Origin of the sequence: Agromyces binzhouensis (assembly GCF_042672355.1) — a bacterium.
In the GTDB taxonomy this organism is placed as follows: domain Bacteria; phylum Actinomycetota; class Actinomycetes; order Actinomycetales; family Microbacteriaceae; genus Agromyces; species Agromyces binzhouensis.
Genome location: NZ_JBHXVJ010000001.1, coordinates 156,759 through 172,259 on the forward strand (window position 1 = coordinate 156,759; position 15,501 = coordinate 172,259).

The following is a 15,501-nucleotide window of genomic DNA, read 5'->3' on the forward strand; positions in this document are numbered from 1 at the left end:
GGACGGCGTCGGCCGGCGGGGTCGGGGTCATCGGTGACGCGAGGCGATCCTCTCGATCAGGCTGGTGAGGACGAAGAAGACGAGGCCGAGCAGGATGGCGCCGATGACGAACGCCCACGCACGGGCGTACGCGCTCGATGCGGCGGCGGTCGTGATCGCGGAGCCGAGGCCCTGGCGCGGCCCGCCGAAGTACTCGGCGACGAGGGACGAGATGACCGCGAGCGACGAGGCGATCCGGAGACCCGTGAAGAAGTGCGACAGCGCCGACGGGATCGTGACGAGCCGGGTCAGCTGCGACGGCGTCGCTGCGTACGACCGCATGAGGTCGCGATGCACGGGCCGCACCTGCCGGAGCCCGCGCAGCGTGTTGAGGAACACGGGCACGAACGCCGCGATCGACGCGATCAGGATGCGCGCCACCTCCGACGTCGAGCCGAACAGCGTGTAGAACACCGGGGCGAGTGCCACGATCGGCACGACCGCGACCGCCGCGACGACGGGGGCGAGCATGCCGTCGATCGGCCTGGCGACGGATGCCGCGATCGCGAGCAGCACGCCGATGATCGCACCGATCAGGAGGCCGATGAGCGCGTTCAGTCCGGTCGCGAGGGTCGCCGCGAGCACCTGCGGGGCGTACTGCACGAGCTGGTCGAAGATCGCGGAGGGGCTCGCGAGCACGAACGGCGGGATGCCCGCGGCGACCACGACGAACTCGACGAGCACGACGAGGAGCACGAAGAGGGCGATCGGCGGCAGCACGAGCTTCGCGAAGCGCGCGAGCGGGCCGTCGCCGACGGGGCGACGGCCGCGCGACGGGGCGGATGCCTCGAGCCCGGGCATCGCGACCGTCGGGTCCGCCTGCGGCGGCGCGGCCTCGACGCGCTCCGGCGCTGCGCTCGTCATCGCACGTCCACCCCCCTCGGCGCACCGGCGGCGGGCGCCGTCGTCGGCCCGTGCAGCGCCTCGCGCACGGCCGTGACGCCGGCGAAGAACGCGGCGTCCTCGCGGAGGTCCTCCCCGCGCTCCGCCGCGCCGCCGAGGCGCACGTCGATCTCATCGGTGATGCGGCCGGGGCGGGGCGACATCACGACGACGCGGTCGGAGAGGTAGACCGCCTCGGGGATCGAGTGCGTCACGAACACGACCGCGGCGCCGGTCTCGGCGCGGATCTTCAGGAGCTCGGTCTGCATGCGCTCGCGGGTCATCTCGTCGAGCGCGCCGAACGGTTCGTCCATGAGGAGCAGCCGGGGCTGTTCGGCGAGCGATCGGGCGATCGCGACGCGCTGCTGCATGCCGCCCGAGAGCTGGTCAGGGTAGTGCTTGGCGAAGTCGGCGAGGCCCACGAGTTCGAGCAGCTCGGCGACACGTGCGCGGCGGGTCGAGGCATCCGCCCCGTGCAGTTGGAGCGGCAGCTCGATGTTCGCCGCGACGGTTCGCCACGGCAGGAGGCCGGCCTGCTGGAACGCGATGCCGTACGACTGGTCGATGCGGGCCTGGCGGGAGGTCTTGCCGAAGACCCGGATCTCGCCCGCGGTCGGTTCGTCGAGGTCGGCGATGAGCCGGAGCAGGGTCGACTTGCCGCAGCCCGACGGGCCGATGAGCGACACGAACTCGCCGTCGTGCACCGTGAGCTCGATGCCCGTGAGCGCGGTCACCTCGGCGCCCTTGGCACCCGTGAAGACGCGCTCGACGCCCCGGGCGACGACGGCCTCGGTCGCGTCGGCGGTGGCCGTCGTCGCGCCGCCGGAGGCCGAGGGCTCGGGGGTGGGCGTGCTCGGGTTCGGGGTGCTCATGCGACGGTCTCCTGTCGGCGGAACGGGCTGAGGAAGGCGGCGAGGAGGGCGACGAACCCGGCGGCGACGAGGCCGAGCAGCACCGCGCCGAGGATCGGGGCCCAGGGCTTCGCCGGATCGCTCGACGCGGCGACCGCGGTCTCGAGGATGAGCCGGCCGATGCCGCCCGTGAACCCGACCGAGATCTCGGCGACGACGGTGCCGACGACGGCGTTGGCGGCGGCGAGCCGCAGCGCCGGGATGAGGAACGGGACGCTCGCGGGCAGGCGGAGCCGGAACAGCGTGGTCCACCATCCCGCCGCATAGCTGCGCATGAGGTCGAGGTGCGCGGCATCCGGCGACTGCAGGCCCCGCAGGGCGCCGACGGCGACCGGGAAGAACGCGAGGTAGCTCGCGATGATCACGACCGACATCCAGCTCTCCCACGAGAACGCGCCGAACTCGAGGCGCGAGCCCCAGTTGCGGATGAGGGGCGCGAGCGCGATGAGCGGAACGGTCTGGCTGAGGATGACGAAGGGGAGCACCGCGCGCTCCGCGATGCGGAAGCCGAGCATGAGCAGCGCGAGCACGAAGCCGACGACGACGCCCACGAGCCAGCCGAGCGCGGCGACGCCGAGGCTCGTGAGCGCCGCGAGCAGCACGACCACGCCGAGCGGCAGCGCGCCCGACGCCCGGGTCACGGGCTCGACGATGCGTGCGAACATCTCCCAGATGTGCGGCATCGCCAGGTCGCTCGCGCGTGGCAGCAGGCGGATGCCGCTGCCCGTCACGCCCTCCTGCGCACCGACGAGCCAGCCGTCGGCGGGGCCGACGAGCTTGTACAGCTCCCACAGTGCGGCGAGCGCGAGGACGCCGACCACGCCCCAGGCCACCGCGCGCCAACGGTGCGCCCGCCTGGCCCGGGGGGTCGTCGTGGTCGCCGTCATGCCTTCGCCGTGAGGTGCTCGGTCATGGCGGGGATCACGGTCTCGCCGTACACCCGCATCGTCTCCTCCTTGTTGTCGTGCTGGAGGTAGCCGGCGAACTGGTCGACGCCGAGCTCGGCGAGCTGCTTCAGCTTCTCGATGTGCTCCTCGGCGGTGCCGAGTACGCAGAAGCGCTCGACGATCTCGTCGGGCACGAAGTCGACGTGGTCGTTGTCGGCCTTGCCGTGGGTGTTGTAGTCGTAGCCCTGGCGACCGCGGATGTACTCGGTGAGCGCGTCGGGCACGCTGCCGTGCTCGCCGTACTTGGCCACGATGTCGGCCACGTGGTTGCCGACCATGCCGCCGAACCAGCGCGACTGGTCGAGCATGTGCGCGCGGTCCTCGCCGATGTAGAACGGCGCGGCCACGCAGAACTTGATCGACATCGGGTCGCGCCCGACGGCCTCCGCGGCGTCCCGCACGGTCTTGATCATCCACGCGGCGATGTCGACGTCGGCGAGTTGGAGGATGAAGCCGTCGCCGACCTCGCCGGTGAGCTTCAGGGCCATCGGGCCGTACGCGGCGACCCAGACCTCGAGCTCGGAACCCGTGGACCACGGGAAGCGCAGCGTCGAGCCCTTGTACTCGACGGCCCGCGAGTTCGCGAGCTCGCGGATGACGTGGATCGACTCGCGCAGCTCGCGCATCGTCACCGGCTTGCCGTTGGTGACGCGCACGGCCGAGTCGCCGCGGCCGATGCCGCAGACGGTGCGGTTGCCGTACATCTCGTTGAGCGTCGCGAACGTCGACGCGGTGACGGTCCAGTCGCGCGTGGCCGGGTTGGTCACGAACGGGCCGACGGTCACGCGCCGTGTCTCGGCGAGGATCTGCGAGTGGATGACGTACGGCTCCTCCCACAGCAGGTGCGAGTCGAAGGTCCAGACGTGGCTGAACCCGAACTGCTCCGCGAGCTTGGCGAGGTGGACCGCCCGCGAGGCGGGCGGGTTGGTCTGCAGGACGACTCCGAAGTCCATGGCGGGGTTCCTCTCCCGATCAGATGAGGTATTGGCTCAGGCCGCGCTTGAGGTAGCGCCCGTCGCCCTTGGCGCCGACGTAGGCGTCGTCCTCGACGACGACCTTGCCCCGGCTGATGACCGTGTCGACCTTGCCGTCGATCTCGTACCCCTCCCACGCCGAGTAGTCCATGTTCATGTGGTGGGTCTTCTCGAGGCCGATCGAGGTGTGGCCGTTCGGGTCGTAGACGACGATGTCGGCGTCGGCGCCGGGCTGGATGACGCCCTTCGTGCCGTACAGGCCGAACATGCGGGCCGGGGTCGTGCTCGTGAGCTCGACCCAGCGCTCGAGCGTGATCTCGCCGGTCACGACGCCCTGGTACATGAGGTCCATCCGGTGCTCGATCGAGCCGATGCCGTTCGGGATCTTCCGGAAGTCGCCGAGGCCGAGCTCCTTCTGGTCCTTCATGCAGAACGGGCAGTGGTCGGTCGAGACCATCTGCAGGTCGTTCGTGCGGAGGGCCTGCCACATCGAGTCCTGGTGGCCCTCGGCGCGCGAGCGGAGCGGCGTCGAGCAGACCCACTTCGCGCCCTCGAAGGCGCCCCACTGGTCGCTCCGCGCACCGAGCTGGTCTTCGAGCGAGAGGTACAGGTACTGCGGGCATGTCTCGCCGTAGACGTTCTGGCCCTTGTCGCGCGCCCAGGCGAGCTGCTCGACGGCCTGCTTCGCCGACACGTGCACGACGTAGAGGGGCGCGCCCGTGAGCTTCGCGAGCATGATCGCGCGGTGCGTCGCCTCCTCCTCCATCTCCCAGGCCCGGGCGATGCCGTGGTAGTACGGGTCGGTCTTGCCCTGGTCCACCAGCTGCTGGGCGAGCACGTCGATGGCGGGGCCGTTCTCGGCGTGCATCATCGTGAGCATGCCGGTGTCGCGCGAGACCTGCATGGCCTTCAGGATCTGCGCGTCGTCCGAGTAGAAGACGCCCGGGTAGGCCATGAACATCTTGAAGCTCGTGACGCCCTCGTCGGGCAGCTTCTTCATCGCCTCGAGGGACGCCTCGTTGACGTCGCCGACGATCTGGTGGAACCCGTAGTCGATCGCGCAGTTGCCGCCGGCCTTCTCGTGCCAGGCGGCCAGCCCGTCTTCGAGCCGCTGGCCGTAGGTCTGCACGGCGAAGTCGATGATCGAGGTCGTGCCGCCGTGCGCGGCGGCGATGGTGCCCGACTCGAACGTGTCGGACGCCTCGGTGCCGCCGAACGGCAGCTGCATGTGGGTGTGGGCGTCGATGCCGCCGGGGATGACGTACTTGCCGGTGGCGTCGACGACGCGGTCGACGGATGCCGCGACGTCCGTGCCGAACAGCTCGCTGCCGGGCTGCAGGACGGCGACGATCCTCTCGCCGTCGACGAGCACGTCGGCCGCGGAACGGCCGGTGGCGCTGACGACGGTGCCGCCTGAGATGAGGGTGGTGGCCATGCGCTTCGCTCCTTCGCGTCTCGTCGGCTACGGCTTCGGGATGGACGTGTACGACTCGGGCCGGCGGTCGCGGTAGAACTGCCACGCGTTGCGGACCTGGCGGATCATGTCCATGTCGAGGTCGCGGACCACGACCTCCTCGTCGGTCTCCGATCCGTACTCGCCGACGATGTTGCCCTGCGGGTCGACGAACTGGCTCTTGCCGTAGAAGTTCACGGCGAGGTCGCCGTACTCGTTGTCCTCGAGTCCGACGCGGTTCGCGGCGCCGATGAAGTAGCCGTTCGCGGCGGCCGCGGCGGGCTGCTCGATCTCCCAGAGCCGGTTCGAGAGGCCGGGCTTGGTCGCGTTCGGGTTGAACACGATCTGCGCGCCGTTCAGGCCGAGCTCGCGCCATCCCTCGGGGAAGTGCCGGTCGTAGCAGATGTAGACGCCGATGGGGCCGACCGCGGTCTGGAAGACGGGGTAGCCGAGGTTGCCGGGCCGGAAGTAGAACTTCTCCCAGAACTTGTCGAGGTTCGGGATGTGGTGCTTGCGGTACGAGCCGAGGATCGTGCCGTCGGCGTCGACGACGACCGCGGTGTTGTAGTACACGCCGGGCTGCTCCTCCTCGTAGATGGGCAGCACCATGACCATCTCGAGCTCCTTGGCGAGGGCGGCGAAGCGCTGCACGATCGGGCCGTCGGCGGGCTCGGCGTAGTCGTAGTACTTCACGTCCTCCGTGATGCCGAAGTAGGGCCCGTAGAAGAGCTCCTGGAAGCAGATCACCTGGGCGCCCTGCTCCTTCGCCTGGCGCGCGAACTGCTCGTGCTTGTCGAGCATCGACTCCTTGTCACCCGTCCACGTGGTCTGGGTGATGGCCGCTCGAACGATCGTCATGGTGCCTCCTGAGTCGGTCGGCGTCGTTGCCGCCAGCGGTGCAGGCGTGGAGCTCAGTGCCTGCCGTGCGCGCGGTGACGCCGAGCAGTGGTGCCGAGAATCGACGCCGGGTGGGGACCGGCGGCGGGTGCCAGATCGGGGTTGCGACCCGTTCTGTTATTCTTCGGCGTGAACATTTCCCTTTTGTTTCACTCTGTGACGTGGTGGTTAAACATCCTGTCCCTTGCTTCGTGAGGAGGCAATGGTGCGATCAGGTATTCGAGTGGATGTCTCCGAACTGACCTCCCTCGCGCCCTTCGCCGACACGACGCCGCGCGGCATCGCCGCCGACCTCGCACGGCTCGTGAACAACGGGGAACTCGAGGCGGGCGTCCGCCTGCCCACGGTGCGCGAACTCGCCTCGTCGCTCGGCGTGAGCCCGGCCACCATCAGCCAGGCGTGGCAGGCGCTCGCTCGCGCCGGGCTCATCGAGTCGCGCGGTCGCGCGGGCAGCTTCGTGCGACGGGATGCCTCTGCCGGCCCCGCGATGCGCATGCGCGGCATGGCCCCGCCCGACGACCCCGTGCGGCTCGACCTCTCGAGGGGCACGCCCGACCCCCTGCTGCTGCCGGCCCTCGGCCCCGCGCTCTCGCGGGTGTCCGCACGGGCGGATGTCGGGAGCTACCAGGCCGAACCCGTCATCCCCGCGCTCGCGGCGGTCCTGCGCCGCTCCTGGCCCGGCGAGGCCGAGTCGATCGTGGTCGTCGACGGTGCGCTCGACGCCATCTCGCGCACGCTCGAGCAGGTCGTTCGATTCGGCGACCGGGTCGTCGTCGAGCACCCCGGCTTCCCGCCGTTCCTCGACCTCCTCGACCTGCTCGGCGCCGAGGCCGTGCCGGTCGCGATCGACGAGCAGGGGATGTCTCCGGAGGGGCTCGCCGTCGCGCTGCGCCGACGGCCCGCAGCCATCCTGCTGCAACCGCGAGCCCAGAACCCGACGGGCGCGTCGATGACGCCGGCCCGTGCCGCGGCGCTCGCGGGAGCCATCCGCTCGGCCGTCGACGAGCATGGCCTCGACCTCGTCGTCGTCGAGGACGACCACTCGGGACTCATCTCGACCGAGGGCGACGTCACGCTCGGCACGCACCTGCCCGACCGCGTCGTGCACGTGCGCAGCTTCTCGAAGTCGCACGGCCCCGACCTGCGCATCGCCGCGGTCGGCGGCCCGCGCGACCTCATCGGCCGGATCATGGCGCGCCGCATGCTCGGCCCGGGGTGGACGAGCCGGATGCTCCAGTCGATCCTGCTCGACCTGCTGACCGACGGCGCGGCGATCGACGCCGTCGCCGAGGCGCGCCGGGCCTACTACACGCGCCAGCGCGCACTCGGGGACGCCCTGCGGTCGCGCGGCATCCCCGTGATGCACGCCGACGGAATCAACCTGTGGATGCCCGTGCTCTCGGAGCGGTCGACGCTCGTGCAGCTCGCGGCCGCCGGCATCCGGGTCGCGGGCGGGACGCCGTTCCTCGCGGCGGCGAACGGATCGCCCGTCGCCGGCGCGCAGCGCGCCGACCGCCACGAGTTCGTGCGCGTCACCGTGGGCGCCGTGCGCGAGGACGCCGCGGCGGTCGCGGATGCGCTGGCCGTCGCGGGGCAGCACCTGGCGGCGGGCGGGTACTAGCCCGCGTCGGGTCCAGGCCCCGGCGGGTTCAGGCCCGAGCCGCGCTCGGCGCCTTCGCGTAGTGGTCGGGCGTGATGGTGAGCTCGGCCTGCCCCGCGGTGATCGAACGCAGGTCGAGCACGTACCGCGTCAGCTCGGCCTCGGGAACGTGCGCGACGACCCGAGCGCGACCGTCGCTCGCCGCCTCGGTGGCGCTCACCCGGCCGCGACGTCCCGAGAGGTCGGTGAGCACGGCGCCCTGCAGGTCGCTCGGCACCGTCACGGTCACGCTCGAGACCGGCTCGAGCAGCACCGTCCCGGCCTCGGCGAGCGCCGCCTTCACCCCGATCGACGCGGCCGTGCGGAACGCCATGTCCGACGAGTCGACCGAGTGCGACTTGCCGTCCGTGAGCTCGACCCTGACGTCGACGACCGGGTGCCCCTGCGGACCGCCCGAGGCGAGCGCGTCGCGGGCGCCCTTCTCCACCGCGCTGATGTACTGCCGCGGCACCGCACCGCCCGTGACCGAGTCGACGAACTCGAACCCCTCGCCAGGCGGAAGCGGCGAGACGTTCAACTGCACGACCGCGAACTGGCCGTGCCCGCCCGACTGCTTCTTGAGCTTGCCCTCGACCGAGGCCGACCCCGCGATCGTCTCCCGGAACGCCACCGGTGCCGGCGCGGTCTCGACGTGCACGCCGAACACGCGCGCGAGCCGCTCGACCGCGACCGCGACGTGCGTGTCGCCGAGCCCGCGCAGCACCGTGTACTCGCCCGCCCGGTCGACCACGAGCGTCGGATCCTCCGCGGTGAGCCGCGCGAGCGCGACGGGCAGCTTCTCGTCGTCCGACTGCGACGCCGGCTCGAGTGCGACGGCGTAGACGGGCGGGCGGGGCGGCGTCGCCGCCGGGCGGGCCGTGCCCGACGCCCGCGACCAGAGCAGCGAGCCCGACGGCGAGCCCGTGAGCTTCGCGACCGCGCCGACCTCGCCCGCGGCGAGCGTCCCGGCGGTCACGTGCTCCGCCCCCCGGAGCCGGAACAGGCCGTGGATCCGCTCATCGGCGCCCGTGGTCGCGTTCCGCAGCTTGTCGCCGGTCCGGAGCGTGCCGGAGAGCACCTTGAGCATCGACACCTGGCCGACGAACGGGTCGGCCACCGTCCGGAAGACGTGCACCAGCGTGTCCCCGGACTCGTTCGGCGCGACCTTCAGCTCCGACCCGCCCGACCCCTCCCCGACGAGGATGCGCCCGTCGCGTTCGGTCGCGGCGGGCGTCAGTTCGCTGACGAGGTCCGCGACCCGGTCGACGCCCGTCCCGGTCGCCCCCGAGCACACGAGCACGGGCACGGCCTCGCCGGCGGCGACCTCGCGCGCGAACGTCCGCTCGAGCTCCGCAGCCGATGGCTCGTCGCCCTCGAGGTAGGCCTCGAGCTGCGCGTCGTCGTGCGAGACGATGTCCTCGGTCACCTCGACGTGCATCGCGTGCTCCTCGGCCTCCGCCTCGGGCGGCAGCGGCTCGTCGTGGTGCGTCCCGTCGCCGTCGTAGACGTGGGCCTCCTCGCTCAGAACGTCCGCGATCGCCCGGAACGCCGCCTCCTCGCCGATCGGCAGCTCCAGCGCCCACAGGTGCTCGCCGAACTCCGACCGGAGCTGCGCGAGCACGCCGCGGAAGTCCGCCCGCGCCTTGTCCTCCTGGGTGACCACCACGACGCGCGGCACGCCGACGGCCTCGGCGGCGTCCCACGCGGCGCGCGTCCCGGCGACGACGCCGTCCACAGCGCTGACCGCGATGAGCGCGACGTCCGCCACCGACAGGGCCGCGTCGACTGCGCCCACGAAGTCCGGGTGCCCGGGGGTGTCGGCCACGGTCACCGCGTACGCGGTCCCGTCCGGCCCCGTCCAGTCGAAGTAGGCGAGCGAGAGCCCGAGGCTCGTGTGGCGGGCGATCTCCTCGGGCTCGTGGTCGCAGACGGTGTTCCCCTGTTCGACGGATCCCGTCCGTGGGATCGCGCCGGCGCGATGCAGGAGCGCCTCCGCGAGGGTGGTCTTCCCCGAGCCCGAAGCGCCCACGAGGGCGATGGTCCGGTGGGTCTGGGGCGATGCCGAGTTCATGGGGCCTCCCGCGCCGGTGCGGTTCCGTGCGTCCATCGTCGCGCGCCGAGGCCGCGAGGTCCAGAGGGCGGAGGTCCCGATCGTCGCGGATACCGGATTCCGCGCACGGTTCAGCCCGCCGCGGCCCGCCGTTCGGCGACGATCGCCCGCGTCTCCGGCGCGATCCGCGCGCCCAGCTCCTCGATCAGCGCCTCGTCGTCGCCGACCACGACGAAGGTGTCGACGCCGTGCCGGGTCGCCAGGTCGGCGAGCGTCTCCGGGTCGGTGCTGCGCGGCCCGACGTTGAGCAGGCGACGGATGCTCCGGGGCTCGCGCCCCGCTGCGCGCGCCGCCGCGTCGATGATCTCGTGCCCCGCGTCGAGGGAGTCCGGGCCGTCCTCGAGGCGTCCGAGCGACGGAAGCCATCCGTCGGCCGCGCTCCCGAGGAGCCGGAGCCCCTTGGGCCGGAGCACGCCGAGCCAGATCGGCATGGGCCGCTGCACGGGCGCTGGCCCGCGCTTGGCGCCGCGGATCGGGTAGTGCGCGTTGTGCAGGAACACGCCGCCCGGGGCTTCCGTGTCCTGCAGTTCGCGGATGACGGTGATCGCCTCGCCCAGCGCGCCGACCTGCTCGGCGGGCGTGCGGCTCGGCGCGCCCATCGCGACGGCGGCAGGTGCGAACCCGCCCGCGCCGAGGCCGAGCACGACGCGACCGCCCGTGAGCAGGTCGAGGGATGCCGCGGCGCGGGCGAGCACAGCCGGGGGCCTGAGCAGCAGGTTGTGCACGTTCGCGGAGATGCGGATGCGACTCGTCCGTGCGCCGACCCAGCTCATGAGCGTCCAGGTGTCGAGGAACCGCGGCTGGTACGGGTGGTCCTGGAAGGTGACGAACTCGAGCCCGGCCCGCTCGCTCGCGAGCGCGAGCTCGACCGTGCGTTCGGGCTCCAGTGCCGAGGGCGTGATGAACGTTCCGAACTCGATCGGGCGGCCGTAGTCGGGCATGCGGCCACGCTACGCGAGACCGGAGCGACGCGCCCGCGCGGCTTCGAGGAGCGCGAGGACCTCCTCGTCGGTCGTCTGGCGGAAGTCGGCGTACGCCTGTCCGACCGCCATGAACCAGTCCGGGACCTCGACCGCGACGAGCGCGTCCGCCGACGGCACGCGGGACGCGGCATCCTTCGGCGCCACCGGGACCGCGAGCACGACGCGACTGGCGCCGCGGGCGCGGGCCACCTCGCATGCGGCCTCCGCGGTCGCACCGGTGGCGAGGCCGTCGTCGACGACGAGCGCCGTGCGGCCGGCGAGCGGCTCGGGGTCGCGGCCGCCCCGCAACTGCGCGACCCGGCGGTCGAGGGTCTGCTGCTCCTGCCGCTCGACGTCGGCGAACCGCCGCTCCGAGACGCGCGCGCGCCGCACGATCCCGTCGTCGACGACCCGCACGCCGCCCTCGCCGATGGCCCCCATCGCCACCTCGGACTGCCCGGGGATGCCGAGCTTGCGGACGACGATGACGTCGAGCGGTGCGTCGAGACCCTCGGCGACCGCGGCGGCGACCGGCACGCCCCCGCGCGGGAGCCCGAGGACCACGACGTCCTCGTCGCGGAACGCCTCGAGCCGCTCCAGCAGGGCGGCCGCCGCGTCGGCGCGGTCACGGAACATGCCTCCAGCATGCGCGCGGGCCGCCGCGGGCGCGAGGCCGTTGGTCCCCACGGTCGGGCGGGAGAGCGGATGCCGCGGCATGACCTTCGTCCTCCGCGCACGGCGCTTCCCGGCGCACGCTGGCAGTCGAGGCGACCGGCGACGACCCGCCCGCCGCCCGAGCCGGGAGGGAGACCGGGATATGGACGCCTGGACGACGGTCGGCGACGGGCGACTGACGCCCTCGACGCCCCCCGAGCCCGACCCCGCCGCGGACGAGCTCGTCGTCGAGGTCGCCGCGTGCGGGGTGTGCCGCACCGACCTGCACGTGATCGACGGCGAGCTCGAACGGCACCGGAGCCCGGTCGTCCCGGGTCACCAGGTCGTCGGCCTCGTGGTCGCGACCGGACCCGGCGTGCGCCGCACCGCGGTCGGCGACCTCGTCGGGATCGCATGGCTGCGCGGGACCTGCGGTGCGTGCCGGTGGTGCCGGTCGGGTCGCGAGAACCTCTGCCCCGACGCGCAGTTCACGGGGTGGGACGCCGACGGCGGGTATGCGCGGTACGCCACGGTGCCCGAGGCGTTCGCGTACGCGCTGCCGTCCGACGCCGACCCCGTCGCCGTCGCCCCGCTGCTCTGCGCGGGCATCATCGGCTACCGCGCGCTCCGCCGCGCGAACCTGCCGCCGGGCGGTCGGCTCGGCCTCTACGGCTTCGGATCGAGCGCGCACCTGACCGCGCGGCTGGCCATGGCCGCGGGCGCCTCGGTGGTCGCGCTCACGCGCGGCGAAGCGAATCGACGGCTCGCGCGCGAGCTGGGCCTCGACTTCGTGGGCGACGAGCGGGATGCTCCGCCCGAACCGCTCGACGCGGCGATCGTGTTCGCGCCGGCGGGCGGCCTGGTCCCGGTCGCCCTCGAGGCGACGACGCGCGGCGGCACGGTGGTGCTCGCCGGCATCCACATGACCGACGTCCCGTCGATGACCTACGCCGACCACCTCTTCCTCGAGCGCGACCTGCGGACGGTCACCGCGAACACGCGGGCCGACGGCGACGAGTTCCTGCGGCTCGCGCTGCGCCTCGGCATCGGGCCCACGGCGACGCCGTACGGGTTCGAGCGGGCGGATGCCGCGGTCGACGACCTCCGTTCCGGGCGCGCGTCGGGCTCGCTGGTGCTCGTGCGCGACGCCTGAGCCGCGCCCGCCGGCGCTAGCGTGGAACGGTGAAGATCACGGTGCTCGCGGGCGGGGTCGGTGGAGCGCGGTTCGTCCGCGGGGTTCGCGAGGAGTGCGCACGACGGTGGCCGGCGGAGGCCGGCGCCGAACCCGCCGCCGCCGACGGCACCGCGGCGACCTCGGCCGACGTCACCGTCGTGGTGAACACCGGCGACGACCTGTGGCTCTCGGGCGTGCGCCTCATGCCCGACTTCGACTCGCTGCTCTACGCGCTCGCGGGCGTCAACGACGCCGAACGGGGCTGGGGTCGCGCGGGCGAGTCCGAGCGGGTCGCCGCGGAGCTGCGCGAATGGGGCGTCGGCTGGCCGTGGTTCACCCTCGGCGACCTCGACCTCGGCACGCACCTCGCGCGCACGTCGTGGCTGCGGGACGGGCTCACCCCATCGCAGGTCGCCGAACGCCTGCAGCGACGCTGGCGACTCGGCGTCCGGCTGGTCCCCGCGACCGACGCCGAGGTCGACACGCACGTGCGCATCGACCCCGGCCACCCCGATGCCGGCGGCCGCGCCGAACTCCACTTCCAGGAGTGGTGGACGCGCTACCGCGCCGCCATCCCGGCGCTCGGCTTCCGGCAGCGCGACCTCGTCGACGCCCGGCCCGCACCCGGCGTCGAGGCCGCGATCGCCGACGCCGACGTCGTGCTCCTCGCCCCGTCGAACCCGGTCGTCTCGATCGGCACGATCCTCGCGGTCCCGGGCGTCCGCGAGGCGCTCGCCGCGACGCGCGCGCCCGTCGTCGGCGTCTCCCCCATCATCGGCGGACGCGTCGTGCGCGGCATGGCCGACGCCTGCCTGTCGGCGATCGGCGTCGAGACGGATGCCGCGGCCGTCGCGCGGCACTACGGGACTCGCACGGCGGGCGGCGTGCTCGACGCGTGGCTCGTCGACGAGGCGGATGCCGCGGCGGTGCCGGGCCTCGTCGCCGACGGGTTCGCCGCGGCATCCGCCCCGCTCTGGATGCGCGACACGGACACCTCGGCCGCGCTCGCGGGTGCGGCGCTCGACCTGGCCGTGGAGGCCGCGGCCGGCGCCGCACCCGAGCGTCGCGGCTGACTCAGCCGCCGTTCCGCGGCAGCGGGATCACCGGGCACTCGAAGTACCGGAGCACCCCGCCCACGGCGAGGTCGCCCGCGCCGGCCGCCGCCCACAGCTCCTCGTCGGAGTCGAGCACGCCGTCGCCGTCGAGGTCGCCGGAGGCGAGCGCCGCCGGATAGCCGTTCGGCAGCAGCACCTCGGTGACGACCCAGCGTCCGCCGCGGTACCCGGGGTCGCCCGGCGCGGCCGTGGCGACGTTGGTCTGCGTCCCCTCCGGGAAGGCGTAGATCGGCTGGAACGATCCGGCGGGCGCGCCGGTTCCCGAGAAGTCGGTCGGCGTGCCGACCGTGCGGTACTGGGCGCCGTCGACCCAGAACGACGCCCCGCCCACGCCCGCGGCGTTCGCGGCCGGGGCCGCGGCCAGGACTCCTCCGACGGTGAGGGCGGCAGCGGCCGCCGCACCGAGCAGCTGGCGGATCCGAGTGGTGTGCATGAGGTTCCCCTTCCGTTCGACCGCCGGTTCCGACGGCCTTCCAGCAGTCAATGCCCGAGCGGTCGCGGCGGCGACGGGGGAGCGGTGACGGTGCGCTTACCGTCCGCTTACGCGGGGATTACGGCGATCGCCGGCGTTCGCCCACGGGGAACACCGTCGCGTGCGGGACGTCCCGACGGCTGCGTAGACTGGTCGATGACCGCCGGTTCGGATTGACCGGTCGGGCCGGCCCGGGATTGGGCCGCGAGTCGCCGACGTCTCGTCGGATCACGCACGCACACCGTCCCGGAGGCCCCATGCCCGTGTTCCCCCAGCTTCGTCCGCTTCGCGCCGGTGCGCTCGTCGCGTCCGCGGCATCCGTCGCCCTGCTCGCAGGCTGCGCGACGTCCGCAGCCGACGGCGCGTACGTCCCGCTCGACGAGGCGACGGAGGCGTCCGGCTTCCCCGTCACCGTCGACAACTGCGGCACCGAGGTCACCTTCGAGACCGCGCCCGAACGCGTGATCACGGTCAAGTCCTCGACGCTCGAGCTCCTCCTCGCGCTCGGCCTCGAGGACCGCGTCGTCGGCGCCGCGTTCACCGACGGCCCCGTCCCGGACGAGTACGCCGATGCGGCCGCGGGCATCGAGATCCTCTCCGACAAGGTGCCGTCGCAGGAGGCGACGCTCGCCGCCGAGCCCGACCTCGTCTTCGCCGGCTGGGAGTCGAACCTCACCGCCGAGGGTGCGGGCGACCGCGGCACGCTCGAGCAGCTCGGCGTGCACACCTACGTCGCGCCCGCCGCCTGCAAGGAGGAGGGCTACATGCCCGACCCGCTGACCTTCGACGGCGTGTTCGCCGACTTCGAGGAGGCCGGCGCGATCTTCGGTGCGACGGATGCCGCCGCCGACCTCGTCGCGGAGCAGCGCGCGGCGCTCGAGGCGATCGAGCCGAACGCAGAGGGCCTCACCGCGCTCTGGTACTCCTCCGGCGACGACCAGCCGTTCGTCGGCGCCGGCATCGGTGCGCCGCAGATGATCATGGATGCCGCGGGGCTGACGAACGTCGTCGCCGACGTGCACGACACCTGGACCTCCCTCTCCTGGGAGGCGGTCGTCGACGAGAACCCCGACGTGATCGTGCTCGTGGATGCCGCATGGAACACCGCCGAGTCGAAGATCGAGCGGCTCGAGGCCAACCCCGCGACGGCCGCGATGCCCGCGGTGCAGGCCGGTCGGTACGTGATCGTGGACTTCCCCTCCACCGAGGCGGGCGTCCGCAACGTCGACGCGGTCGCCGCGATCGTGGAGCAGCTCGGAGCGCGCTGATGGC

Annotated in this window: 14 protein-coding genes; 4 read left to right on the plus strand and 10 right to left on the minus strand. The window is 73.0% G+C overall.

All coding sequences use genetic code 11. From position 1 onward, the window contains the following. Positions 1–27 precede the first annotated feature (27 nt). Genes ACFVHK_RS00810 through ACFVHK_RS00835 form a run of 6 tightly spaced genes read right to left on the minus strand, consistent with a single transcriptional unit; the run spans position 28 to position 6,064 of the window. A complete protein-coding gene (locus ACFVHK_RS00810) occupies positions 28–903 on the minus strand; it encodes an ABC transporter permease (RefSeq protein WP_376927148.1) in 876 nt (291 codons plus the stop codon). Next, positions 900–1,793, minus strand: coding sequence for an ABC transporter ATP-binding protein (locus tag ACFVHK_RS00815; protein WP_376927149.1), 894 nt, complete (start codon positions 1,791–1,793; stop codon positions 900–902). The genes ACFVHK_RS00810 and ACFVHK_RS00815 overlap by 4 nt, the downstream gene beginning before the upstream one ends. Next, the gene (locus ACFVHK_RS00820) at positions 1,790–2,719 is read right to left on the minus strand and encodes an ABC transporter permease (RefSeq protein ID WP_376927150.1); all 930 of its coding nucleotides are present in this window, start codon (positions 2,717–2,719) and stop codon (positions 1,790–1,792) included. Before ACFVHK_RS00820 ends, ACFVHK_RS00815 begins: the two co-directional genes overlap by 4 nt. Next, a complete protein-coding gene (locus ACFVHK_RS00825) occupies positions 2,716–3,732 on the minus strand; it encodes a TIGR03842 family LLM class F420-dependent oxidoreductase (protein ID WP_376927151.1) in 1,017 nt (338 codons plus the stop codon). Before ACFVHK_RS00825 ends, ACFVHK_RS00820 begins: the two co-directional genes overlap by 4 nt. A gap of 19 nt (positions 3,733–3,751) precedes the next feature. Then, a complete protein-coding gene (gene hydA / locus ACFVHK_RS00830; RefSeq protein WP_376927152.1) occupies positions 3,752–5,188 on the minus strand; it encodes a dihydropyrimidinase in 1,437 nt (478 codons plus the stop codon). A 27-nt stretch (positions 5,189–5,215) separates the two neighbouring features. Continuing rightward, on the minus strand, positions 5,216–6,064 hold the full coding sequence (locus tag ACFVHK_RS00835; protein WP_129234631.1) for a nitrilase-related carbon-nitrogen hydrolase: 849 nt from the start codon (positions 6,062–6,064) through the stop codon (positions 5,216–5,218). A gap of 262 nt (positions 6,065–6,326) precedes the next feature. On the opposite strand from ACFVHK_RS00835, the gene ACFVHK_RS00840 reads away from it, so the two are divergent. Next, entirely contained in the window at positions 6,327–7,724 is a 1,398-nt protein-coding gene (locus ACFVHK_RS00840; protein WP_376927153.1) for an aminotransferase-like domain-containing protein, read from the plus strand. Between the two features lie 28 nt (positions 7,725–7,752). Here ACFVHK_RS00840 and ACFVHK_RS00845 read toward each other — a convergent pair whose 3' ends face one another. The 3 genes from ACFVHK_RS00845 to ACFVHK_RS00855 all read right to left on the minus strand — a co-directional run bounded on the left by ACFVHK_RS00845 (position 7,753) and on the right by ACFVHK_RS00855 (position 11,450). Then, entirely contained in the window at positions 7,753–9,813 is a 2,061-nt protein-coding gene (locus ACFVHK_RS00845; RefSeq protein ID WP_376927154.1) for an elongation factor G, read from the minus strand. A gap of 110 nt (positions 9,814–9,923) precedes the next feature. Beyond that, complete coding sequence (locus tag ACFVHK_RS00850) at positions 9,924–10,793, minus strand: LLM class flavin-dependent oxidoreductase (protein ID WP_376927155.1); 870 nt, start codon at positions 10,791–10,793, stop codon at positions 9,924–9,926. Positions 10,794–10,802: 9 nt separating this feature from the next. Continuing rightward, the gene (locus ACFVHK_RS00855) at positions 10,803–11,450 is read right to left on the minus strand and encodes a phosphoribosyltransferase (RefSeq protein WP_376927156.1); all 648 of its coding nucleotides are present in this window, start codon (positions 11,448–11,450) and stop codon (positions 10,803–10,805) included. Positions 11,451–11,631: 181 nt separating this feature from the next. Between ACFVHK_RS00855 and ACFVHK_RS00860 the strand changes: the two genes are divergently transcribed. Beyond that, complete coding sequence (locus ACFVHK_RS00860) at positions 11,632–12,621, plus strand: zinc-dependent alcohol dehydrogenase family protein (protein WP_376927157.1); 990 nt, start codon at positions 11,632–11,634, stop codon at positions 12,619–12,621. Positions 12,622–12,650: 29 nt separating this feature from the next. Next, positions 12,651–13,715 carry a 2-phospho-L-lactate transferase gene (gene cofD / locus ACFVHK_RS00865; protein WP_376927158.1) on the plus strand — a complete coding sequence of 355 codons (1,065 nt, stop codon included), beginning with the start codon at positions 12,651–12,653 and terminating at the stop codon, positions 13,713–13,715. A 1-nt stretch (position 13,716) separates the two neighbouring features. Here the strand turns inward: cofD and ACFVHK_RS00870 are convergent, their stop codons facing one another. Beyond that, positions 13,717–14,190: a hypothetical protein gene (locus tag ACFVHK_RS00870; protein ID WP_376927159.1), complete on the minus strand. Its 474-nt coding sequence runs from the start codon at positions 14,188–14,190 to the stop codon at positions 13,717–13,719. Between the two features lie 296 nt (positions 14,191–14,486). Here ACFVHK_RS00870 and ACFVHK_RS00875 point away from each other — a divergent pair, with 296 nt between their 5' ends. Next, positions 14,487–15,497: a putative F420-0 ABC transporter substrate-binding protein gene (locus ACFVHK_RS00875; RefSeq protein WP_376927160.1), complete on the plus strand. Its 1,011-nt coding sequence runs from the start codon at positions 14,487–14,489 to the stop codon at positions 15,495–15,497. Positions 15,498–15,501: the final 4 nt, after the last annotated feature.